This is a genomic window from Enterobacter huaxiensis (genome assembly GCF_003594935.2).
Classification (GTDB): domain Bacteria; phylum Pseudomonadota; class Gammaproteobacteria; order Enterobacterales; family Enterobacteriaceae; genus Enterobacter; species Enterobacter huaxiensis.
Genome location: NZ_CP043343.1, coordinates 52,685 through 74,184 on the forward strand (window position 1 = coordinate 52,685; position 21,500 = coordinate 74,184).

At 47.8% G+C, this 21,500-nt stretch carries 17 protein-coding genes and 8 pseudogenes; 17 read left to right on the forward strand and 8 right to left on the reverse strand.

Annotation, left to right across the window (positions count from 1 at the left end; genetic code table 11):
• The first annotated feature begins 710 nt into the window (after window positions 1-710).
• A complete protein-coding gene (locus D5067_RS23635) occupies window positions 711-1,715 on the forward strand; it encodes a RepB family plasmid replication initiator protein (protein ID WP_119938053.1) in 1,005 nt (334 codons plus the stop codon).
• Between the two features lie 166 nt (window positions 1,716-1,881).
• Here the strand turns inward: D5067_RS23635 and D5067_RS23640 are convergent.
• The 4 genes and pseudogenes from D5067_RS23640 to D5067_RS23655 form a co-directional block, all read right to left on the reverse strand.
• Window positions 1,882-2,004 (reverse strand): annotated as a pseudogene (locus tag D5067_RS23640) (tyrosine-type recombinase/integrase); the annotation flags it as partial.
• A gap of 188 nt (window positions 2,005-2,192) precedes the next feature.
• Window positions 2,193-2,972 (reverse strand): site-specific integrase, encoded by a 780-nt coding sequence (locus D5067_RS23645; RefSeq protein ID WP_119938054.1) that lies wholly within the window; start codon window positions 2,970-2,972, stop codon window positions 2,193-2,195.
• 4 nt (window positions 2,973-2,976) lie between these two features.
• Window positions 2,977-3,243 carry a hypothetical protein gene (locus tag D5067_RS23650; RefSeq protein WP_133302838.1) on the reverse strand — a complete coding sequence of 89 codons (267 nt, stop codon included), beginning with the start codon at window positions 3,241-3,243 and terminating at the stop codon, window positions 2,977-2,979.
• A gap of 346 nt (window positions 3,244-3,589) precedes the next feature.
• Entirely contained in the window at window positions 3,590-3,904 is a 315-nt protein-coding gene (locus D5067_RS23655; protein ID WP_133302839.1) for a hypothetical protein, read from the reverse strand.
• A 550-nt stretch (window positions 3,905-4,454) separates the two neighbouring features.
• On the opposite strand from D5067_RS23655, the gene D5067_RS23660 reads away from it, so the two are divergent.
• The 4 genes and pseudogenes from D5067_RS23660 (at window position 4,455) to D5067_RS23675 (ending at window position 6,193) form a co-directional block, all read left to right on the forward strand.
• Entirely contained in the window at window positions 4,455-5,066 is a 612-nt protein-coding gene (locus D5067_RS23660; RefSeq protein WP_374208620.1) for a DNA-binding protein, read from the forward strand.
• Window positions 5,063-5,683 carry a hypothetical protein gene (locus D5067_RS23665; RefSeq protein WP_162844794.1) on the forward strand — a complete coding sequence of 207 codons (621 nt, stop codon included), beginning with the start codon at window positions 5,063-5,065 and terminating at the stop codon, window positions 5,681-5,683. Before D5067_RS23660 ends, D5067_RS23665 begins: the two co-directional genes overlap by 4 nt.
• Window positions 5,680-5,869 (forward strand): annotated as a pseudogene (locus tag D5067_RS23670) (hypothetical protein); the annotation flags it as partial. The gene D5067_RS23665 and the pseudogene D5067_RS23670, both read left to right, overlap by 4 nt.
• A gap of 15 nt (window positions 5,870-5,884) precedes the next feature.
• A complete protein-coding gene (locus D5067_RS23675; RefSeq protein WP_235843326.1) occupies window positions 5,885-6,193 on the forward strand; it encodes a DUF2971 domain-containing protein in 309 nt (102 codons plus the stop codon).
• Here the strand turns inward: D5067_RS23675 and D5067_RS24185 are convergent.
• Window positions 6,179-6,266, reverse strand: a pseudogene (locus tag D5067_RS24185) (IS5/IS1182 family transposase); the annotation flags it as partial. The gene D5067_RS23675 and the pseudogene D5067_RS24185 overlap by 15 nt on opposite strands.
• A gap of 308 nt (window positions 6,267-6,574) precedes the next feature.
• On the opposite strand from D5067_RS24185, the gene D5067_RS23680 reads away from it, so the two are divergent.
• From D5067_RS23680 to D5067_RS23690, 3 genes are all read left to right on the forward strand, one after another.
• Window positions 6,575-7,210 (forward strand): response regulator transcription factor, encoded by a 636-nt coding sequence (locus D5067_RS23680; RefSeq protein ID WP_119938562.1) that lies wholly within the window; start codon window positions 6,575-6,577, stop codon window positions 7,208-7,210.
• Window positions 7,197-10,343 carry an ATP-binding protein gene (locus D5067_RS23685; RefSeq protein WP_243544839.1) on the forward strand — a complete coding sequence of 1,049 codons (3,147 nt, stop codon included), beginning with the start codon at window positions 7,197-7,199 and terminating at the stop codon, window positions 10,341-10,343. The genes D5067_RS23680 and D5067_RS23685 overlap by 14 nt, the downstream gene beginning before the upstream one ends.
• 126 nt (window positions 10,344-10,469) lie before the next feature.
• Complete coding sequence (locus tag D5067_RS23690) at window positions 10,470-10,904, forward strand: DUF1090 domain-containing protein (RefSeq protein ID WP_119937960.1); 435 nt, start codon at window positions 10,470-10,472, stop codon at window positions 10,902-10,904.
• Window positions 10,905-10,964: 60 nt separating this feature from the next.
• On the opposite strand, the pseudogene D5067_RS23695 reads toward D5067_RS23690, so the two are convergent.
• Window positions 10,965-11,484, reverse strand: a pseudogene (locus D5067_RS23695) (hypothetical protein); the annotation flags it as partial.
• Between the two features lie 16 nt (window positions 11,485-11,500).
• On the opposite strand from D5067_RS23695, the gene D5067_RS23700 reads away from it, so the two are divergent.
• A complete protein-coding gene (locus D5067_RS23700) occupies window positions 11,501-11,659 on the forward strand; it encodes a hypothetical protein (protein WP_168192647.1) in 159 nt (52 codons plus the stop codon).
• Window positions 11,660-11,675: 16 nt separating this feature from the next.
• A pseudogene (locus tag D5067_RS24230) lies at window positions 11,676-12,661 on the forward strand (IS91 family transposase); the annotation flags it as partial.
• Window positions 12,662-12,678: 17 nt separating this feature from the next.
• Here D5067_RS24230 and D5067_RS23715 read toward each other — a convergent pair.
• A pseudogene (locus D5067_RS23715) lies at window positions 12,679-13,825 on the reverse strand (IS3 family transposase).
• 692 nt (window positions 13,826-14,517) lie between these two features.
• On the opposite strand from D5067_RS23715, the gene D5067_RS23720 reads away from it, so the two are divergent.
• The 7 genes and pseudogenes from D5067_RS23720 to D5067_RS23750 all read left to right on the forward strand — a co-directional run.
• Window positions 14,518-15,042, forward strand: coding sequence for a fimbrial protein (locus D5067_RS23720; protein WP_119937962.1), 525 nt, complete (start codon window positions 14,518-14,520; stop codon window positions 15,040-15,042).
• A gap of 47 nt (window positions 15,043-15,089) precedes the next feature.
• The gene (locus tag D5067_RS23725) at window positions 15,090-15,764 is read left to right on the forward strand and encodes a fimbrial biogenesis chaperone (RefSeq protein WP_119937963.1); all 675 of its coding nucleotides are present in this window, start codon (window positions 15,090-15,092) and stop codon (window positions 15,762-15,764) included.
• A 46-nt stretch (window positions 15,765-15,810) separates the two neighbouring features.
• Window positions 15,811-18,345, forward strand: coding sequence for a fimbria/pilus outer membrane usher protein (locus tag D5067_RS23730; protein WP_119937964.1), 2,535 nt, complete (start codon window positions 15,811-15,813; stop codon window positions 18,343-18,345).
• A gap of 43 nt (window positions 18,346-18,388) precedes the next feature.
• Window positions 18,389-18,901, forward strand: coding sequence for a fimbrial protein (locus D5067_RS23735; RefSeq protein ID WP_119937965.1), 513 nt, complete (start codon window positions 18,389-18,391; stop codon window positions 18,899-18,901).
• 50 nt (window positions 18,902-18,951) lie between these two features.
• Entirely contained in the window at window positions 18,952-19,470 is a 519-nt protein-coding gene (locus D5067_RS23740; RefSeq protein ID WP_119937966.1) for a fimbrial protein, read from the forward strand.
• A 54-nt stretch (window positions 19,471-19,524) separates the two neighbouring features.
• The gene (locus D5067_RS23745; RefSeq protein ID WP_133302829.1) at window positions 19,525-20,139 is read left to right on the forward strand and encodes a hypothetical protein; all 615 of its coding nucleotides are present in this window, start codon (window positions 19,525-19,527) and stop codon (window positions 20,137-20,139) included.
• Between the two features lie 347 nt (window positions 20,140-20,486).
• A pseudogene (locus D5067_RS23750) lies at window positions 20,487-20,946 on the forward strand (transposase family protein); the annotation flags it as partial.
• Between the two features lie 88 nt (window positions 20,947-21,034).
• Here the strand turns inward: D5067_RS23750 and D5067_RS24190 are convergent.
• Window positions 21,035-21,420 (reverse strand): annotated as a pseudogene (locus D5067_RS24190) (ISNCY family transposase); the annotation flags it as partial.
• Between the last annotated feature and the right edge of the window lie 80 nt (window positions 21,421-21,500).

A 21,500-nucleotide genomic window follows, 5' to 3' on the forward strand; every position in this document is an offset into this window, starting at 1 on the left:
TTCATCGGGGCAGGAACGTCAGAAGTTATTCTGCCTACTTGTCAGTTTCGTGTTGATACTAAGCTGGAATCCCATTTTCGGAAAATATTTCTTGAGGCACCAGGCGGCAGTATTCCTCGGTATGTTGCCTGCGAGCTTTCATATAGTTGCCAAAAATCTATAGTGCTCGCCACAGCCATGTGACCGAGCAACGCGAGCGAACTGGCGAGGAAGCGCAAAAGAACGAAAGTTAACTGAGCACGTATGCACCGATGTGATTTTATCCACTTATACACACCTTCGATCCAATCAACCAGATCATAATTGAGATCCACTATCGATCCCTGAAAGATCAATAAGATCCCTTGCCTGTTTTATTGTTTTAAATCAATTGATTACATTAATTTTACACCACTATAGATAGTAATTCATCCACTGGAGTGAGAATACTAGCCGCTGTGGGCTGAGGTGAAACCACTGTATGTTGAAGAATATCCACTGAAACCAGAAGAACGTAACCACTGTGAAGAGTGGTCTTGCTGACTATTGTGGATAATCAGAGGCCTTACCTCCGTTTTTGGGGCCTCAGATGGCTGATAGGATATGTCTTTCTCTTTATAGAGGATAATAACCACTGTGGAGAGATGATAGATCAGCAAAGCGGTAGGCTGACAGCTACAGTCAGTGTACCATCCACTGTAAACAGCTAATCAGACGACGGGTAGACCGATATGGAAAGGGATAACAATCTGATCACAGCATCCTTCAGCGAACAGGATAAGGAGACCGGTAACGTTGTCACACTGACACCTAATTCAAACAATACGGTCCAGCCGGTAGCCCTGATGCGGCTGGGTCTGTTCGTGCCGACGCTTAAATCCACTGCGCGTGGCCGTAAGGGCCAGATGTCATCAATGGACGCGACTAGCGAGCTGAGACAGTTGTCGCTTGTCAGGGCTGAAGGTTATGAAAACATTCAGATTACCGGTGCACGTCTGGACATGGACAGCGACTTCAAAACATGGGTCGGGATAATCCATGCGTTCGCCCGGCATAAAACCATTGGTGACAGCGTAACCCTGCCTTTCGTTGAATTCGTGAAACTCTGTGGTATACCCTCGGCCCGTTCTTCTGCAAAACTGCGCAAACGCCTAGATGCTTCACTGACCCGCATCGCCACAAATACGATCTCTTTTTCCAATAAAGAAGGGGATTACTATGTAACGCATCTGGTCCAGTCGGCTAAATACAGTTTTAAAACGGATCAGGTGACGTTACAGGCCGACCCGAAAATCTTCGAACTGTATCAGTTTGACCGCAAAGTACTTTTGCAACTGCGGGCGATCAATGAACTCTCGCGTAAGGAGTCTGCCCAAGCTCTGTATACCTTTATTGAAAGTCTGCCGCCCAATCCGGTGCCAATCTCGCTTGCACGTCTCAGGGCCCGTCTGAACCTCACCTCGAGGACCATCACCCAGAATGCAACCGTCCGTAAAGCCATGGAGCAGCTGCGTGATATTGGATATCTAGATTATTCAGAGCTGAAACGTGGGCGAGTGGTCTACTTCTGTATTCACGAGCGCCGTCCCAAACTGCGTCCTCGGGACATTCCCCTTGCTCTGGCTGATGTTGAGGATGAGATCATTCCGGCTGAGGTGCCAGAAGGGAAAATGGTCATGCTGAGCAAAGAAGAGCATGCGCTGCTGGAGCGTATCCGTCGCGGTGAATTGCGCTAACCTCTGTAGTGTGATGAACCTAATAAACTAACCACTGTGGTGAGTAAATGCTGCGTTTAGCCTTCGAAAACAGATCTTTTTCTCACCACAGTGGTTATTTTGCTCTGTCTGCTGTCTTCAGAGGTTAGTAAAGCTCTTTCCACATATCTGCCTACAGTGGATATGCTCAGCCTGACGGAAGAGAACGCAGGATCTCTGCCGCATCACACCCATCTCCGGTAAACGGAACGGCAAGCGTAGCGGCCACTTCCAGAGTAAACACACGCGTAAAGACTTCCATCGAGCGCGGTTAAACAGCTTCATCACCCCCGCTACGTTCTCCTGTCAGCGGTTTTGTCTGTCGGACAGGGTCGCCAAATACGACATCGAGGCTGCTCGGTAAGAGACAAATGCCGTTCACGCCCGCTTTTCATTTCTAACACCAGTTCTGTTCAGAACTGGTTTCTGGACAGAACTGGCGCGTAAGCCTTTTAAAGATTATCCCTGTCTTTTCAACATCGCCACTGCTTCGATACCTGGCATCTGGAACTGCACGCGATGCCTAGCCGCGACATCAAGCGCAAACACTCTGGTATACACCTCAGTCGAGCTGACAGACTTGTGCCCCATCAGGCTCTGCAGCACCTTCAGCGGAATACCTGCATACAGCATATGCATTGCGTAGGAGTGGCGGAAGGTGTGCGGTGTTACTGGCACCGAGAATCTCACTCCGTCAGCAGCGGCCGCTTCCACGGCTTCGTTCAGCCAGGTCCTTACCGTCCGATCTGTGATTTCCCAGATACGTGCCTTCTCCGTTCTGCCGGTTCGCTTATTGCGACGTTCGAGCGGAATTTTCAGGGTTGCCACCATCATCTCCAGCTGGCTGACATACTGGTGATCGGAAAGTGGAACCAGCCGATGAGCCTGACTGCTGGCAGGCACACGTCCGGCCGTTCTGGCCGCCCTCTCCGTTCGCTGCTTGAGGGTGGCCAGTTGTACGAACGGGTAGGGCGATGCCAGGGAAAAATCACTCCGGGTCAGGGCCAGGGCTTCATTGATACGTGCGCCCGTGTTCCAGAGGGTAGCCAGCAGCATCTTGCGGTGAAGATCGTGAACATGATGGAGCAGGGCGCTCACTTCCGGTGCCAGCAGGTATTTCGGTAGTTCGTCCTGAACGAGAGCCATCTGGCGCAGGGCCAGGGCGGCAGGGTAGTCGATGGCTACCGGCAGCTGCGTGGTAACGGGCTGAGGATAATGTGCAGGAAGGTTCTGGTTCATATAGTTATCCGTGAGAAGTATTTTCCTGATGACAGTAAACCGGAGGCTCACCAGGATTACGGGTGATATAGTTCGGAAAATCCGTGATCTCAGTCTGGCTGTAGGGGGTAAAGCTCTCTCCGGTCACTAACCGGCTCCGGAATCCCTCCAGCACTGTTTTTTCCCCTTTGGGCCCGGCCGTCGGCATTGAGACGCTCATACTGGTCGGATCAATACGCGAATACTGACCGGTCCTGTCGCTACGCTGACTCATTCTGTAGGTCAGCGTCATTCCGCTGCTGCCTTCGGGGCCCAAGTAGCGGAGATGTCATACGTGGTGAGTCCTTTTATCTGGCTGATGACTGTTCCGCGAACCATCATGGTCGTGGGGGGCTGAACGCTTCCGTCACCCGGTAAATCAGATCTGCAGACCACTACACTGCCTAGCGGATAGGCCGTATCCAGACGCTGCATTTCTTCAAAGGTGGCAGCACTGGCCACGGGGGACGTAACGGCAGTGATCCAGCAGAGATCTGTATTCCATGCTTGAAGAGTACTTTCATAATTATCATTCCTGCCAGCGTATGAGCTTTTTGGCGCTCTACAAACGGGAAATCTCGCCAACATTTGTATATCAATCAGCCATCCAGCAACTGAAGCTCGAAAATAATACCCATTTTGGCTTTTTCTTCACGTTCATCTGTTAGTTCATCGCAATCAGCGGAGGATGGATTAAGGATTGATAGATCCGGTTGCAAATAGTTATCAGCAAGTTCCCACTGGTTTGCATTACCAACTCGATGAGCAAGATAGCGCCCACCCGGTGAAAGAATGGAGGCATAGCTCCAGTTTGCTAACTCACCTGTATCATGAACAAAATTTTGTGTACCTGGCCAAAACCATAAAACTGGATAGTGCTTTCGTAGTTCCGTAACAATCTCCGTATAGGTCATCCTTTCAAGTTCAACTAACAACTATGTTAATAGTAACAAATGGTAATTATAACTAACGGAGCAATAATCTATGCAACCTGTTATTCGTAACCTACCTCAGTATTTCTTTTCTTGTATTTCCTGACATGAACATCACAAGAGCGATTATAAGTCGCCATATAACCACTCAATTAAATTACCGGATGACCGTTTCCGGTAGATCCGACTTTCAGGTATATCACAACTTTCCGGAAGTGTACCACGCACATGGAATAAGCAAATCGGCAATATCTGGCGCCGTGCGCCGGGTCACTGAATAGGTGAGGAACACAACATATAGAAGTAAATGCAGATTATGAAGTTGCACATATTGTGTTTCTGCGCCGCAGCGCGCCGGGGTGGGTCAGGCAGATCCGGAACCGGGAGTTTTCGGATCTGACCGTGAAATGAGAAGGAGTGTATGTAAGTTCTGTACTATATGTATTTTGTGTATTGTGTGTATTGTGTGTATTGTATATTTTTTACACCTAGCGTACGATGGCACCATTTCCTGAGAAACCGGAGCCAGATCATGACCACCCTCTCCCCGGACACCGTCCGCCGCATTGAAGACGCCGCTGCTGCCCTGATCGCCGCCGGCACCCCGAACCCGACCAACGAGCAGGTCCGTCAGCACCTCGGCGGCGGCTCCCTGTCCCACATCTCTCCGGTGATGCGCGCGTTCCGCGCCCGCCGGCGCGAGCAGGCCGCTGAGCAGACCGCGCCCCTGCCGCCGGAGCTAGCGCAGCTGCTGACCGGCCAGCTGGGGCTGCTGTGGCAGGCCGCGGTGAAACAGGCTGAAGCCGGAGCCCTAGAGGCGCGCGAGCAGGCCGACGACGACATTGCCCGGGCCGACCAGGAGCGGGATGAGGCGCAGGCGAACGTGGCCGCCCTGGAGAGCGAACTGGCGGTGCTGCGCGAGGTGGTGGCCGAACGTGACCGCCTGCTGCAGGAGGTGCGCGAGCTGCGCGCGGAGGCGCTGCCGCTGCGCGAGCAGGTGGCGCGCCTGACCGCCACCGGCGAACACCTGGCGGCGCAGCTGCAGGACACGAAAGCGGAGCTGAAGGAAGCCCGGGAGGACGGCCGTCAGCTTCAGGCCGAACTGCTGGCTCTCGCCCGCCATGACGGGAAGGTGAAGAAATGAGACAGGAAACTACGTTTCGCATCCGAGCGCTTCGCCAGGCTCTGGAAAAGGCTGTCCGGGAGCTGCCGGACGAATACAGGAACGGTTCACGCTGGTGTGAACTGAAAAACTTCCCGGCCGGCAGCTGCGATCTGGCCAGTAATTGCCTGGCACAATACCTTAAAGACTGCGGAGAAAGAGGGGAGCCAGGCATTCTGTTTATGTGCGGTAATGAGACTTTCCGTAAGGCAGAAAATTCCACTATTCATGGCCATGTCATCGTCATACTTGACGGTGAATACATCGACCTGACGCTCGATCAGTTTGATGAATATGCGGACTACATACCGGCTGAGTCACTCGAAACCGGCGGTGTACTTGGCACGCTGCTGAGAAAAATCCCGAAGTATGAAGGAGAAATAGAGACCCGCCGGATAAACCTCGATCGCCTCCAGGGAATTTACGCATGGTTACGGAACCGCGCCGACGCAATATTGAAAGCAGATCCTGAATGGCTGGCCTGGGAACGGTCGATAGAAGAAGCAAGGGAAGCCGCTTTTAAGATGTTCCCGTTTCTCTCTGACGTGCAGAAAACAGAGTGCGAACAGGGCCTGGACCGTCAGGAGGCGGCCAGATAAAGATTTATCATTACACTGACCTGAACGGCCTGAAGGGCATCATCGAATCAGGCTCACTGTGGGCGACGCACTTTTCCTTTCTCAATGACAGCAATGAACTGACTCACGGCATGAACTGCCTTGAGAATGCCCTGCAGTACCTGAGGGACGACTTTAACCCTAAAACCCTAGTTCATCGAACAGGCACTGACGCATTTCAGAATGCACCGGGCTGCTCACGTCTATAACCTTTCGTTTTGTCTCGAATCCGACCTGTTAAGCCAGTGGCGGGGCTATGGCAACTCTCAGGGCGTGTATCTGAAATTTGATGATGGCGAATTGATTGCCTCCCTGGACCTCACTCACTACCAGGTGTTTAAAAACCGTGTGATTTATACCAAAGAGGATTCCACGGCTGAAGCCCGGAATGAAATCCTCGCCTTCTTTCGTCAGCCAGAGGTTCAGGCGGCAATAAATGCAGATGTAATGCATGAGATGATCCAGGCAACCAAACTGGCACACATCCATTGACAACCATGACACAGTCAATGCCGTCCAGATGTTCACAGGCAAGCAAACCGTTCTGCCATAAGCGCTCAAAGATTGGAGATACGCCGTTGCAGTACAGGTAGAACCATGAGAACCTTTGAGCGGCTTTATGCTGAGTGGCGGCTACGCCTTACCGGGCCTGCAATTTCATTAGGCAATATCTTAATATTCCCGTCAGCTCACGGAGCAGGACATCTAATTTATTATTTATTCGAAATAATAACTCTCAGAAATAGTAAAAATTACCTCAATCCTAAATTTTTAATCCAGCCTTTTACTATATCGTTCTTATCCGCTGTTGATTAATATATCGCCCATCAGGTCGATGGAGTAAGCGAGGCCACCAAAAGGACAAGGGGTAGTATGATTTCGATTTTGCTTGTAGACGATCATCCAGCAATTTGCTTTGCATTGAAGGTGCTTCTTGAAAAGCACGGGGACACGATTGTCAGTACCTCTACGGGTGAGAATCTGCTTTCCCAGCTGCATCAACAGCGCCCGGAATTATTAATTCTGGATCTTGAGCTTAAACACGCCGATGGTCTCGACCTGTTGCCGCGTATTAAGACACACTTCCCGGAGCTTAAAATACTGGTCTTTACCAGCCAGTCCGCGGGTATATATGCACTGAGAACGTTGCACGCCGGGGCGCAGGGGTTTATCAATAAGAATATGCCGCTGGAAAACGTTGAGCCATTGTGCAGGCTCATTATGGCGGGCTATCAATGTTTTCCCGAAGGAACGCTGTTCAAAGCCACCCTGGTTAACGAAAAAAGCGATGCGTCCGACGCGCTGTCAGGACGTTTTTCGGATCGTGAAATTGCCGTTCTCAATTACCTGAAGCAGGACAAGAGCAACAAAGAGATCGCCGATCTCTTAATGCTCAGCAATAAGACCATTAGCACCTATAAATCCCGGATGCTGCAAAAATGCGGCTGCGACGATCTCAATCAGCTTATCTCACTGGTTTTCAGGGAGGGTGACAATGAGAATTCTTAGCGGGCTGCTGCTCTTATTCGTTGCTTATGCGGTAACAGGTGCGACGACGCAGGAGCCTCTTAAGCTTCTTTCACGCAGTATGGAAGTCATTGCCGATCCGGGGCTCAGCGCCAGCGAATGGCGCTGGGTGCGTGAACACCGCAAGATTCGCCTGGCCGTCTGGCTGCCAATGTCGCCGCCCTATGACATTACCACCGGGCTTAATGATTACGGCGGCATTAACGCCGATTTCATCGGCCTGGCAGCGGATAATCTTGGCGTCGAAATAGAGGTTATTCGCTATCAACAATACAGCGATGCACTGGACGCGTTACGCTCAGGAAAAGCGGATTTCATCGCTCAGGCCAGCGATAACCAGCAAAATCAGGGGCTGATACTGAGCCACCCCTACAGCCCCAACGCTGCTGTGGAAGTGGTGAATAACGAAGCCACGCAGGATGATGCGGTCAGAAAGATTGCTATCGCACCGGGCTACGATCCTCAGCGCGTTCTGAAGCGCTATCCGAATGCGGAAATCATACCGTTCTATTCCCCGCGCCACGCGCTTGAAGCACTCGCATTTCGAAAAATTGATCTTTTCTTTTGCGATGGCGTCACCGCCCGCTATCTGGTGAATCAGTCGAACATCAGCAACTTACGCATCCGGCCCCTTAACTCGCCCTTTGCCGTTTCCGGGTATTCCTTTGCGGCGATGCCAAAGATGCAAATTTGGATCAACGTGCTCAATAACGTGCTGGCCGCGCTGCCGGAAGGCGCAAGCATAGAGATCCACCGCCGCTGGAATGGCGGCATCCCGCTTTCACTAAGCGAACGGCAGCCGGCCTTTACCTCGCTGGAAAGTAAATGGATTAACGAACACAAACGTATACGGGTGGCGGTGGCGGAAGATAACCCGCCGGTCGCCTTTTTTGATGAAAGCGGCCAGATGCGCGGCATCATTGCCGATGTTCTGACCGCATTACAGCTGCGCACCGGGTTTAACTTTGTCATCCAGCGTTATTCCACGCAGCGGGCGGCGCTGGAGTCGGTTAATGCGGGTAAAGCGGATTTGGTTGCAGGCGTAACGCAGGGGGATATCTGGCGTTCTGATTTACTGACCACCCGCACCTGGCTCTATAACTCCTGGGTGATGGTCGGGCAGGCGCATCATGCTCCCGAGGCGGTGAACCCCGGCGTGCTCAGTCTGGACGGACAGTCGCCGGAAGAGTGGCTGCGCAAGCAAAACGGCGGCCAGCTGGAAAAAATCGACACCTGGCGACGCGGCTTAAACCGCATCCTTCACGGCAATGGCGAGATGATGGCGATGCCGCTGATTGTTGCCAACGCGCTGCTGGCAACGAAAGAGTATGCCGCGCTACGTATTCTGGGGAGTATTGACATCGATCCGATGCGATTCTCGTTCGGGGCATCGCGTCAGTCCTGGCCGTTAATCACCATTTTGAATAAAGCGCTTATCAATATTCCGCCGGAGGATCTTCACGCCCTCACCCGCGGCGGGAGCGCCGGCAGTAGCTTCGACTCGACCGGGCCAAGACAGATAGCTCTGAGCACGGCGTTAACGGTCGGCATGGCTACCGCATTTCTCCTTCTCGTCGTGGCCGGCTACGGCTATCGTCGCCACCTGCGCTACCGGCAGAAAATGCTGGGGATCGTCACCGCCCAGCGTCAGTCCAGGCGTCTTGCTCAGCGCGTCAGCCGGGAAAAGAGCGCTTTTCTGGCCACCATGAGCCATGAGATCCGCACGCCGATCGGTGCGATCCTCGGGATGCTGGAACTGGTCATGAAGCGTCCTGGCGATACGCAGCAAAACCGTCAGTCGGTGCGGGTGGCCTGGGACGCAGCCCAGGCGCTCCTGCTATTGATTGGCAATATTCTTGACGTGTCGCGCATTGAGTCAGGCCGCCTGGTGCTGCGCCCCGAGCGCGCATCTCTGCGCAAACTGATTGAGGAGCCCGCGATGCTGTTCGACGGTATGGCGGCTCAAAAAGGGCTGGCATTTGTACTGGAACGTGATGCCGATCTGCAGGGGAACGTGCTGGTCGATCGCAGCCGCTTCAGGCAAATTTTGGTCAACCTCGTTGGGAACGCGATCAAATTTACCCAAAGCGGCCAGGTAACGCTCCGCGTGCAGCTCGACGCACGCGAGGATGGCTATCTGCTGCTGCGTATAGACGTTGAAGATACCGGCGAAGGTATTGATGAAGCCACCCGGGAGCGGTTGTTCCAACCCTTTGCTCAGGGCAACACACCCAACGTCGCACAGGGGAGCGGTCTGGGTCTCTATATCTGCCACACACTGACAACAATGATGGGCGGCAGCTTAGCGATTGACAGCGAGCCCGGCCGCGGAACCAAGGTCACGGTGTCCCTTGCGCTGCCGGTCATGGAAGGGCGGCAGGATGTCTCTGATATACGGCCCGCCTCACAGCATTCCCGCGCTTCCCTGAGCGTGATGATTGTCGACGATAACCCCGTGGGCAGGCTGGTATTAAGCCAGCAGCTGAGCTGGCTCGGTCACCGCGTCATCAGCGCCGACGGCTCAACGTCGGCGCTGGAAAAGCTGAAGGACGCTCGCCCTGATGCGGTCATCACCGACTGTAATATGCCCGGCACGAGCGGATTTGAGCTGGCGCATATCATCCTGGGACGCTATCCCGAAGTGGCCATCTTTGGCGCGACCGCAGACGCGCGGGAGAGCGTGCGTGAAAAGGCCAGGGAGGCTGGAATGCGCGATTGTCTGTTCAAGCCGGTAACCCTCAGTATGCTCACCGACCTCCTGGCGCCCCTCAAAAGCACCGCTCCGGTTCCCGATGTACCGCAGCCGGAGTACGACCTGCCGCCAGAGCTGCTGGAGGGGGAAAACCTGCCCCTCTTTCTTTCGCTCCAGATTTCCGTCATTGATGAATCTCTCGCCCAGTTACGCGCATGGCACAACGCGCCGGAGACCGCTCTGCGCGAGACGCTGCACAGGCTGCGCGGTGGTATCGCGTTATTGGGCGTGCCAACGCTGGTAGCGCGCTGCGAAGAGCAGGAAGAGAATCCGGACAGCGAAGGCATTCACCGGCTGGAAGCTGAACTTGAGCAGCTTCGCGCCGCGCTACAGCGTTGGCATGATACGGGGCAACATCCTTAATCCGCGTCCTACATTCGATGAGGACGCGTCTGCATCGTTTTGGCTACCCGCGCTGCAGTACTCTTTTGTGCACAGGAGATTGCCCGAGCATCAGCTCAGGCAATACATCAACAAAGGAGAAAGGCTATGAAGAAATTAGTGTCCGTATTAACCGTCGTTGCCGCCATAGGGATGTTTGCTTCAGCTTCTGCACACGCCGCTGAAACCTGTGCAGCCAAAAGCGCCGCGCTGGAAAAAGAGATTAAGATTGCCCAGCAGTATGGCAATACTTACAAAGTGGACGGCCTGAAAAAAGCTCTGGCAGAGGTCAAGGCACACTGTACCAACGCAAGCGTGCTGGCTGATGCTCAGAAAGACGTGAGCAAGCTGGAGAAAAAACTGGCTGAAAAACGTGGCGACGTTGCTGAAGTTCAGGCCGATCTGGCAGAAGCTAAAGCAAAGGGTGATGCTAAGAAGATCGCCAAGTACCAGAAAAAACTGGCAGAAAAACAGGCGGATCTGCGTGAGATTCAGCAAGAGCTGAGCCAGGCTCGCGCCGAGCTGGCAGCCCTTAACAAGTAAGCCCTGTAGGGCTTAGTCGTGGGTAGCCAAAGCTGCCCACGATGTTGACGCAAGATGCAGATCCAGCATCGTTTCGCGCAGCTGCATTGGGTTCATCTCGCCCAGCCCCTTGAAGTGCTGCACGTTCGGCTTGCCCTTCTTGCGCAGCAGCTCCAGCACGCCGGCCGAGTCCCCTTCCACGAGGAACAGATCGGTGTGATTAAGATCTTGAGCGGTATAGTCCGCGGAACTTGCCCGGCAGCGTGGGTGTGGGGCAGCTGGTCAGCTTTTTACGCACCACTTTCTTGGCGACACGCAGGCGACGCTGAACACTGGAGATCGCCATTTCAGCCAGCATTTCTGCGGCCTGTACGTTCTGTTTCAGCCACAGGGTAAACGCATCTTTCACCACCCCAGACACGAACGCCGCACACTGGCGCGAAGAGAGGCGCTCTTTCGTCTGTCCTGCAAACTATGGTTCCCGCATTTTCACTGAGAGCACATACTCGCAGCGGTCCCAGATATCTTCCGCCGACAGCTTGCCGCCTTCCGGCGGCCACAGTAGCGTCCAATCGACCGCCTCGGTATCGCCAGAGAAATTATCAGGAGTGTGCACAATGATCACGAAGAAACAAAAAGTAGTAGCTGGAAATACTTTCTCCGTAACCGTAGAACCATCGCCGTATGTAGCCATTAAGCCAGTGCTGGTAACGAACATTGCGCCCTTACAGGGCGAGCGTTATCGCTTCGCAATTCCGGTGATTTACATGCCCTGAGCCCCAATTTAATACTCTGTGGCATGTATATCCGCGCCCTGCCAAACTGCTCTTCACCGTCGATTGCGGCTGGAATTTGTTTATCAATAAGCTCGGCGATTGCGTGACCTCGTGGACCCGTCTCTGCGTCGAACGCATGCTTGCCTGCGGCCACGCCAGTATGAAAGTTCGCCGCTACTGCTGTTCATCAGCAGGCTGCACCCACAGCCGCTTCTTCTGCCAGAACTGCAAGTCCAAAGCCTGCAGCTCCTGCGGTTTCAAAGCCACCGATCAGCGGGTGTCGCAGCAGAGCCACATCCTCCCCGACTGTGACTGGCAGCATATCACGTTTACCATGCCCCACCTTCTTTGGCCCTTTTTTAACAACAACTGGCCACTGCTCAACGCACTCTTCCGTGCCGCCACCCGGGCCATGCTCCGGTGGGCCCGTAAACAGGGTGTGGAGGTCGTAATCTTCTGCGCCCTGCACACCTACGGCCGCTAGCTCAACCAGCCACCTGTCCGTCATCCTCGGCGGGCTGGATATAAAGCACGGAGTCTGGCGCGATCTCTTTTTTAAGAAGCAGCCCGTGGAGGAAATCTGGCGCGGAGCCGTCATCCGGCTGCTGCGCCACAGCTATGACCTGATAAATCCCAGAAAGTCTTGCCCGGGCTAGGGCCAAGAAGCAGTGGCAGCGCTATCTGTAGGCGCAGTATGGGCGCCGCTGGAAGGTCCACTTTGCAAAGAAAACCCAGGGCGCCTGGGGGAGCGTCAAATTCCTCGGCCGCTACCTGAAGCGCCCGCCGGTGTCGGCAGCTAAGCTTAGGCACTACGGCGGCGGCGCCGTGGTGCACCACTGGTACGACCACCGTACGCAGCAGTACCGGCAGCAGACGCTGACCCAGAAAGTTATGATCGGGCGTTATATCAGCCACGTGCCGTCGAAGCATTTTAAAATGGTGCGCAACTATGGCTTTTTATCCAACCGGAAGCGGAGAGAGCTGCTGCCGAAGGTGTACGATGAATCGCCACGGATAATCTAGACACTTCCGAGCCGTTGATAATACTGGTTTTCATATTCTGTCGGTGACATCTGATTGCTCGAACCATGCCGACGCTTACTGTTATAAAACATTTCGATGTAATCAAAAATATCGCTGCGGGCTTCTTCCCGCGTTCCGTAGAGCTTTTCTTTATCCGTTAGCGTTTCAGCAACTGGAAAAAGCTTTCTGCAACCGCATTATCGTGACAGTTACCGCGACGGCTCATGCTTTCCTCCTGGCCGTATGATTTCAGGAACGACTGCCACTCATGGCTTGTGTACTGACTGCCCTGGTCCGAGTGAACCAGCACCTGTTTTTGGGGATTACGCCGCCATACAGCTATCAGCAGTGCGTTCAGGACAATGTCCTTTGTCATCCGGGATTGCATTGACCAGCCGATAATTTTGCGTGAGAACAGATCAACAACCACAACAAGATACAGCCAGCCTTCGTGGGTCCTGATGTAGGTTATGTCCGTTACCCAACGCTTATCCGCAGCATCCGGATTGCACTGTCGCTGGAGACTGTTGGGCGATACAGTACTGGTCTCGCCTTTGCGTGCCAGCGGGCTCCGGTACCCGACCTGTGCCTTTATTCCGGCACGATTCATCAGTCGCCAGGCTCTGTTCACTCCGCACTGTTGCCCGCTATCCCGCAATTCCAGATGGATCTAGCGATAACCATAAACGCAACCGGACTCCAGCCAGACCTGTTTGATCTGTCCCGTCAGTCTCAGATCTACCTGGTGGCGCTGATAATACGGTTGCTTAAACCAGGCGTAAAAGCCACTGTGATGAACATCCAGCACCCTGCAGAGCAGACGAACAGGCCAGCAACGGGAGTTGTCACGAATATGGGCGTACCTCAGTCGGACAGCTTTGCGAAGTACGCCGCGGCTTTTTTTAATATGTCCCGTTCGTCAGTGACCCGCTTCAACTCGTTCTGGAGTCGGCGGATCTCGGCCTTAGCATCTGACTGTTCTTTATTAGTGGATGAGTCCGGACCGTACTTCTTTATCCAGGCGTAAAGGCTGTGGGTGGTGATATCAAGACGTGTTGCAACGCTGAAAACAGAATGACCGCGATCAATAACCTGTTTCACTGCTTCAATTTTAAACTCTTCGGGATAGCGTTTACCGCTCATGGGCACCTCGGAGTCATCTTAAATGACTCCGAGGTGCCTGTTAAACCCGTGGCGATTCAGGTGGCTTCAGAGATACCTGCATTCTGATAGGCATCTTTAACTGTTCGTGCGAGTTCAGCCAATTTAATCACGGCGATGATGTGATGATCTGTAAAACGGGCTTTACGCATAGTGATCTCCTTAATTGAGAAATCAATTATGCCGGAGGGTCTCAAAATCTGAAGAGGAAAGTTATTCGGGATACTTATAATATTACTAACTAAGAACTATGGATGCTATAGAAGTAGGCCATGACTATTCGATAGTTTCATGCTGTCCTTTATTTACATAACTGGGACTTAACTGTCTATCATTGAATAATTCTGCTCAGTAAGATAGCTAATGTAGCATCCCTGCCAAAATCCTTCTATAACAATGACTTGCGTAAATTTCATTCTTTTATTGAACTTCCGTTTACTTTACAGGAAATAATTCTAATTGAGATGAGACATTTACGGTTCATTTCTTTTAAAAGTGTAATGACTTTCCTATTATTTGTCTGGGGATTGACTAAAATTATCCGTATGTAAGAGAATATGTCTCATGAAGTAAATCTTCATAACATAATTCAAATCTCTACCTTTGAGTTTTGAATTTATCGCAGGGCATCTCCTGTTTTAATTTTTCATTTTATAAAATTAATGGACTTAATTATGAAAAAAACTCTCATTGCACTTGCTTTAATCTCCGCTCCTGTGCTGATGTCCACCGCAAACGCAGCAGACGGAAGCATTAACTTTACCGGTAACATTACTGATGCTGCATGTACTGTTGATACAAACTCTGCAAGCCAGACTGTAACCCTGGGTAATGTAAGTTCCGCTGCATTCAATGCGGTCGGAAGCACTGCAGCTCCTACCAAGTTTGATATCAAACTGACTAACTGCCCAGAAACTGTTACCTCAGCTGCAGTTAAATTCGATGGTACTATTAATGCTACTAATAGCGATCTACTGTCTGTTTCTAGTGATAGTACTGCTACAGGTGTTGGTATCGCTATTTATGAGGCCAATAGTTCTACTCAGGTCCCAATGCTGACCAGTTCAGCCTCCCAAACTATCGATAGCACTCTTGCAACAAATACTTTGTCATTCGTTGCTAAGTATATGGCTACAGCAGCTAAAGTAACTGCTGGTAGCGCAAATGCAGTAACAGACTTTACTATTATTTATAATTGATTTTTTTAAGCCCCTCAATATGGGGGGCTTATGAATGGAGTGGATTAATGAAATGGTATAATGTTTTTTTTTTAATACTAATCATAGGTAAGATTAACGGTGCTTTTGCTGGAGTAGTTGTGGGAGGAACTCGTGTTGTCTATGATGCCAGCAAACGTGAAGCGTCGATATCGATAAAAAATCCTGAGAAAACAACTCCATATTTAATCCAGTCATGGGTTGAATCAGATAATTCTTCTGAGGTTAAAAAAGCACCGTTTGTAGTTACTCCACCATTGTTTCGCTTAGATGCTGGTCAAGAAAATCTAATACGTATCATCAGTACAAATGGCCAACTACCGGAAGACAAAGAATCTGTTTTTTGGCTGAATGTTAAATCTATTCCGTCGTCTGAAAAAAATGATAAAAATCAGCTTCAGATAACTGTCAGGACGCGTATAAAAATATTTTATCGACCTGAGAGCATTAAGAATCAGAAATCTTCTGAAGCTTATAAACTTCTTACATTTTCTAAAAGCGGAAATGGTTTAGTAGTTCATAATCCAACACCCTTTTATATTTCATTTTATAGCTTAAAAGTAAATGGAAAAGAAATAAAAAATGTTGGGATGGTATCACCTAGGTCTACGTTGCCGATCCCTACAAATAATGGAAATACTGTTGCATATCAGACCATTAACGACTTTGGAGGTATTACAAAAGAAATAATTGCTAATTTCTGAAGATACTCCGTAGAAGCATGCTGTATATATAAATGAGAATTTAATTATGTGTTCCAATGTTTCATTATATGCTAAAAATAGTAACTCAAGTGATTTGAGTATTAAATATATAGGTTGGAAGAAGATACTTGTTAGCTTTTCAATTATTGTTACACCATGCGCACATAGTAACGAATACTTCAACCTTAATGCATTAGAAGCAATTGATGGAATACAAAATAAGATAAGTTTAGACAGTTTTTCTTCACGTGGATCTCAGATGCCAGGGGTGTATCGAGTTGATATTTATGTAAATGATAATAAAGTAGATACGCGAAGCGTTAATTTCTCCATGCATGAGGGGAAACTGCAACCTGTGCTTTTTGTCTCAGACTTAATTCTGATGGGTGTTAAAACTGAAGCGCTACCTAAGCTTAGCGGATTATCCCAGGATTATGAGATAAGGAAACTGGGGGATTTTATTCCTGCAGCAGAAAGTGTCCTCGACTTTGGTCAGCAGCGGCTTAACATTAGTATTCCGCAGGCCGCTATGAAAAATGATGCTCGTGGTTATGTTGATCCTTCTTTATGGGATCAGGGGCTCCCTGCATTTTTTACTAATTATAGTTTTACAGGCTCTAAAACTAATTATAAAAATGGGCAAGAAGATGGCAGTAGTTCTTTTCTAAACTTAAGAACTGGCTTAAATTTTGGTGCATGGCGTTTAAGAAACTACTCAACATGGAATAAGAGTAATAATGACTCTAGTCATTGGAATAGTATTAACACGTATTTACAGAGAGATATAACAACCTTAAAGTCACAATTCTTAATTGGGGACACTAATACAGCCTCTGAAGTGTTTGATAGTGTATCATTCAAGGGGGTTCAAATATCCTCTGATGACAATATGTTACCTGATAGTTTACGGGGTTTTGCGCCAGTTGTGCGGGGTATTGCTCAAAGTAATGCTCAGGTTACTGTAAGTCAAAATAATAATGTAATATATCAGACGTATGTAGCTCCAGGTGCATTTGAGATAAATGATCTTTATCCTACAGCATCAAGTGGTAACCTTGAAATTAAAATCAAGGAGGCTGATGGGCGTGAAAGAATTTTCATACAACCATTCTCCGCTGCACCTATCATGCAGCGAGAGGGACGTCTAAAATATTCTGTTTCAACAGGAAAATACGACTCTCAGAATAATAATGCGCGTAAACCAAACTTCGTTCAAAGTACGATGATCTATGGTTTACCTTATGACTCTACAGTATATGGAGGGATTTTAGGTGCAGATAACTATAAATCCCTCGCTGTCGGTGTTGGTCACGGTTTTGGAGATATAGGTTCTTTATCATTTGATGTCACTTTTGCAAAATCAAATATGATAGATGAGTCAAAAAAAGAAGGTGAGTCTTTTAGATTACAGTATGCTAAGAGTTTAGTTCAGACTGGTACATCAATCACGGTGGCTGGTTACCGTTATTCTACTAGTGGTTTTTATGACTTCTCTGAAGCAAATGAACTTCAATTCAATAACTCTGACTCGTGGCGATTACAAAAGAACAAGAGAAGCAAAACACAAGTTAACATAAGCCAGTCTTTTGGTGACTATGGTAGTATGTTTTTATCAGGTTATCAGCAAGACTATTGGCAGACTAAAGGTTATGAAAGGAATGCTTCTTTAGGCTATAATATAAGTTTTTCAGGTATTACTTATGGCTTAAATTACACATGGAGCCAGATGCCAAATGGAAAAGAGGCGGATAAATTATTAGCATTTAACATGCAAATTCCTTTAAGTAAATGGATGCCAAATAGTTGGGTAACTTATAATTCTAACTCAGTAAATGGACGAAGCCCATCTCATCAAATAGGTATAGGTGGTACAGCATTATCTGATAATCGTTTAAGCTATTCGTTACAGACTAACAGAAATGAGGGCGCAGGAAGCAATAGTAGCTCGACGTCAGTATCATATAAAGGGGGTAAAGGCATAGTAAATCTTGGATATAATTACAATAATATCTCACGACAGATCAACTATGGTGTACAGGGAGCTGCGATTCTTCACCCTTATGGTTTTACTCTAGCACAACCAATTGGAGACACTTTTGCTCTGGTTCGAGCTCCTGAAGCCTCTGGTGTGAAAATACAAAACAATGCAGGTGTTTATACCGACTGGGCTGGTAATGCTATCATTCCATATGTAACTACATATCGAAAGAATCGTATAGCGTTAGAAAGTGATACACTTGGAGAAGATGTTGAAATTGATACAAAGGTAAAAACTGTTATTCCCACACAGGGAGCTCTTGTCATGGCGAAATTTGATACGAGAGTAGGGTTAAGAGCATTCCTGACACTTAAGCACAATGGTCAATTCGTTCCTTTTGGTGCTAATGCAGTTCTTGAGGGTGACAACACGTCAAGTGGGATTGTTGGAAGTAATGGTGAGCTTTATATGAGTGGTTTGCCCTATCAAGGAAATATTAGGGTTAAATGGGGGCCTGATAAGCTTGATAGTTGTAATGTGGAATTAGCGATCACTGAAAAGAAAGTTAAAGGCATCTTAACTTTAATAAGAGATTGTAAGTGATAGTTATTTTTTTCTCTAAAAAGCAATTGGAATTGGTGTGAATATGTATAAATTTAAGTGGTTTTTAACCTGTTTTCTTTTTGCTCATTCATATAGCTTTTGTTTGGCGGACACTGCTACAGTGAATTTTACTGGTAATGTAAAGAAAGCCGTTTGTACCCTAAATTCTGATACTTATAATATAAACCTTGGAGACTGGAGCACCTCGGATTTTACTTCTATAGGCTCAACTACAACATCAACCGCTTTAGATATTGTCTTGAATTGTCCAAGTTCAGACATAGCTGTTACAGCAGAAATTATAGGGACAGCTGATACTACACAGTCGGGTACGATTAGTTTAACATCATCGGCTAATTCAGCATCAGGTATTGGAATTCAAATTCTTGATGAAGCAAGTAGTCCATTAACTATTAATAGCCCTTTTTTAATAGAAAATAGCATCTCTAATCAAAAAATGAATTTGGCATGGAAGGCAAGGTATATACAAACTAGTAATACTGTAAGTGAAGGTACTGCAAATGGTTTAATTAATGTATCTTTCACTTATAACTAGAGCTATACCGAATGTGTTTTTGATAATATTAATATATTAAGAGTGTTGATATGAAATCTTTTTATTTATTCTCTGCTGTACTTGGGTCTTTACCTGGTTTAACGATAGCAAGTGCAGGCTCGATTATATTCGAAGGTTATATAACTGAAAATGCTTGTATAATCGAGAGTAACGATGTATCACAGGTTGTTGACTTAGGTACAATTAGCACATCCGCATTTAGTGCGGCAGGGCAAGTGGCATCACCGACTCGCTTTACAATAAGCTTGAAGGATTGTCCGCAAACCGTCAAATCAGTTTCATTCACGTTTAATGGAGTTTCCGATCAAAATAATCCTACTTTAATATCGCTAGACGATGATAGTTCAGCTTCAGGTATTGGCATAGCATTGTATGAATATGATAGTGTTTCTCAAATTCCTTTATTTTCAGCCTCTAAAGTAAGAGAGCTAAATGCTGATACCGATGTCAATGTTTTGACATTTATCGCAAAGTATATGGCAACACAAGCAAAAGTAACACCTGGTACTGCTAACTCAGTTACTGAATTTGTTGCTGTTTATAATTAGCTATATATTGGTATGGCATCATTCGGAACTTCAATTTAAATTGATAAGGTTTATATGTTTAACGTTCTAATTGAATCTGAAAATTCTTATTTTTGCATAGGTATAACTGCAATTCTAAAAAAATTGATTTCTGATAAAGTTAATGTTGAACAGATACATAAGCTAACCCCCTTTGATGACTACAGTTTTGACTGTTATTTTCTTACTGTTAAACCTGGAGAGGAGTATCTTTGTTATCCTTTAATTGCTAATCTGCCTCCAGATAAAATAGTTTTTTTTGTCTCACCAAAAGATGAAAAGAATAATTGCTTTAGTATGACGAATTGTTCTAAAAGGGTTTCTGTGATTTACAGGGATATGAGTATACAGTTGTTAGAAGATGCTATAAAAAAAAATATTACAATCAAAAAAAATAATGTATCATGTCATAATTGCAATAGAATACGTTTGACATTTGAAGAAATAATGATTCTTTCCTTTTACAAATCAGGATTCCGTGTAAAATCTACCTCGTTGTATCTTAAGAAGTCTGATAGAACGATTTATGCTCAATTGGATAGAATAAAAAAGAAATTTGGATTAGTTACTGAAAAAGATTTCCATCATCTAGTGAACAATATTGATATTCATTCTGGTCCTAATATGTTTATGACTAGAAAAATAAAATGAGTTGCGTTATTCTCTCATAAATTAATCAAAGTTCCATGGTAATTTTTTAATGTCTACATGCTCACACTCAATTAAAATTTCTTAGTTGAAATTTCTGTCGTTATCCGATCGGATATTTGTGGTTTGAGCTTGCCCTATTAATCTTAAACATATTTCTGTATGAGTATCGGTACCTGCTTGCAGCGTATTAGCTAAGAAGAGAGGCATCAGGCCCGTTCGTGAACTCAGTAACCGATGTGGAACCGCGAGTTAGTCGCACAAACTATAGGTTTCAGCGTCCCGGTCCTGAAAAAATGGAAGAACGCTCTTTCATTAAAAAACTTATTAAGCCAAGTACTGCTTAGCAGAACAACATGGTTCTCTTTGAGCGGGTAGTCCACAGACTGATGGCAGAGACCAGTTCGTTGTTAAGCGCACTTGGCGACGGCTATACAACTCTTACTATGAAGAAATCGGCCCGTCACCTGAAGCCTAATATTTTAGTTCCTGCAGACCAAATGAAAAGTGGCTGACCGTTTTACTGATTATCAATGACCGGGCTGGCTGGCTCGATTGTATCAGCATATCAGGAATTGTAAGATCCCTGTCGCGTAAAGGATCCTCGTCGGATAATGCTGCGTGTGAAGGCTTCTTCGGGCGTGTCAAAAACGCAATGTTCTATGGCAGAAGCTGGTAGAGTATCACGCTAAAAAATTTATCTTTTTCCTAGACAGGTACATACTCTGGCATAACGCTTAATGTATCAAGCAATCATTAGGTGCAATGCGTCCAGTGAAGTACCAGCAGCATCTTGGGATCAAAACATAACAGCCCAGAAAAACATTCGCAGTCCATTACTATTGAGTCTCTACTATGTATGGCTGGGCTGTTTTTAAATGTCCACTTTGCGGCTAATTTAAAATGTCCACATGTGGATTATGTTCCAGCTTTTGCCAAAGATTTCTTCGCTTCTTGTCTGGAGTTCTGCAGGACTTCCAGCATGTCGTCCTGATTAAGACTTCGTTGTGATTTCTTTCTGCTTGAGGTCTGGCCGTCCAGTGATGGCAGGGCCTGCGAGCGGGTGTTGTCCCGTTTCTCCTGAATCAGCTTTATCATCTCCAGAGCCCGTTCCAGGCACTTGTTATCAACGATTGCTCCCTAGTCCAGTTCACCCAGCCGGTCGTACGTGACAAAGGGCAGGGAAGTACCGTTAGCCTGCAGCTCATTAGTGCCGTCCGGATACTTTCAGACATCGATGTATTTCACCTGAAAACCACGCTTTTCTTCATTATCTTAAATTAGAACGGGCGATCATGTAACATGAGGTGTGACCGTTTAAGACGGCCTCCAACTGAACAGGTGTTGGCACAGATACCGGTAAT

What these genes read in the sequence shown, in the direction of transcription:
- D5067_RS23680 (WP_119938562.1), top strand. Translation starts at nt 6,575, where the DNA reads ATGATTTCGATTTTGCTTGTAGACGATCATCCAGCAATTTGCTTTGCA.
- D5067_RS23645 (WP_119938054.1), bottom strand. Translation starts at nt 2,972, where the DNA reads ATGAACCAGAACCTTCCTGCACATTATCCTCAGCCCGTTACCACGCAG.
- D5067_RS23675 (WP_235843326.1), top strand. Translation starts at nt 5,885, where the DNA reads ATGCACCGGGCTGCTCACGTCTATAACCTTTCGTTTTGTCTCGAATCC.
- D5067_RS23690 (WP_119937960.1), top strand. Translation starts at nt 10,470, where the DNA reads ATGAAGAAATTAGTGTCCGTATTAACCGTCGTTGCCGCCATAGGGATG.
- D5067_RS23725 (WP_119937963.1), top strand. Translation starts at nt 15,090, where the DNA reads ATGAAATGGTATAATGTTTTTTTTTTAATACTAATCATAGGTAAGATT.
- D5067_RS23665 (WP_162844794.1), top strand. Translation starts at nt 5,063, where the DNA reads ATGAGACAGGAAACTACGTTTCGCATCCGAGCGCTTCGCCAGGCTCTG.
- D5067_RS23660 (WP_374208620.1), top strand. Translation starts at nt 4,455, where the DNA reads ATGACCACCCTCTCCCCGGACACCGTCCGCCGCATTGAAGACGCCGCT.
- D5067_RS23735 (WP_119937965.1), top strand. Translation starts at nt 18,389, where the DNA reads ATGTATAAATTTAAGTGGTTTTTAACCTGTTTTCTTTTTGCTCATTCA.
- D5067_RS23745 (WP_133302829.1), top strand. Translation starts at nt 19,525, where the DNA reads ATGTTTAACGTTCTAATTGAATCTGAAAATTCTTATTTTTGCATAGGT.
- D5067_RS23650 (WP_133302838.1), bottom strand. Translation starts at nt 3,243, where the DNA reads ATGACGCTGACCTACAGAATGAGTCAGCGTAGCGACAGGACCGGTCAG.
- D5067_RS23655 (WP_133302839.1), bottom strand. Translation starts at nt 3,904, where the DNA reads ATGACCTATACGGAGATTGTTACGGAACTACGAAAGCACTATCCAGTT.
- D5067_RS23685 (WP_243544839.1), top strand. Translation starts at nt 7,197, where the DNA reads ATGAGAATTCTTAGCGGGCTGCTGCTCTTATTCGTTGCTTATGCGGTA.
- D5067_RS23740 (WP_119937966.1), top strand. Translation starts at nt 18,952, where the DNA reads ATGAAATCTTTTTATTTATTCTCTGCTGTACTTGGGTCTTTACCTGGT.
- D5067_RS23730 (WP_119937964.1), top strand. Translation starts at nt 15,811, where the DNA reads ATGTGTTCCAATGTTTCATTATATGCTAAAAATAGTAACTCAAGTGAT.
- D5067_RS23720 (WP_119937962.1), top strand. Translation starts at nt 14,518, where the DNA reads ATGAAAAAAACTCTCATTGCACTTGCTTTAATCTCCGCTCCTGTGCTG.
- D5067_RS23635 (WP_119938053.1), top strand. Translation starts at nt 711, where the DNA reads ATGGAAAGGGATAACAATCTGATCACAGCATCCTTCAGCGAACAGGAT.
- D5067_RS23700 (WP_168192647.1), top strand. Translation starts at nt 11,501, where the DNA reads ATGATCACGAAGAAACAAAAAGTAGTAGCTGGAAATACTTTCTCCGTA.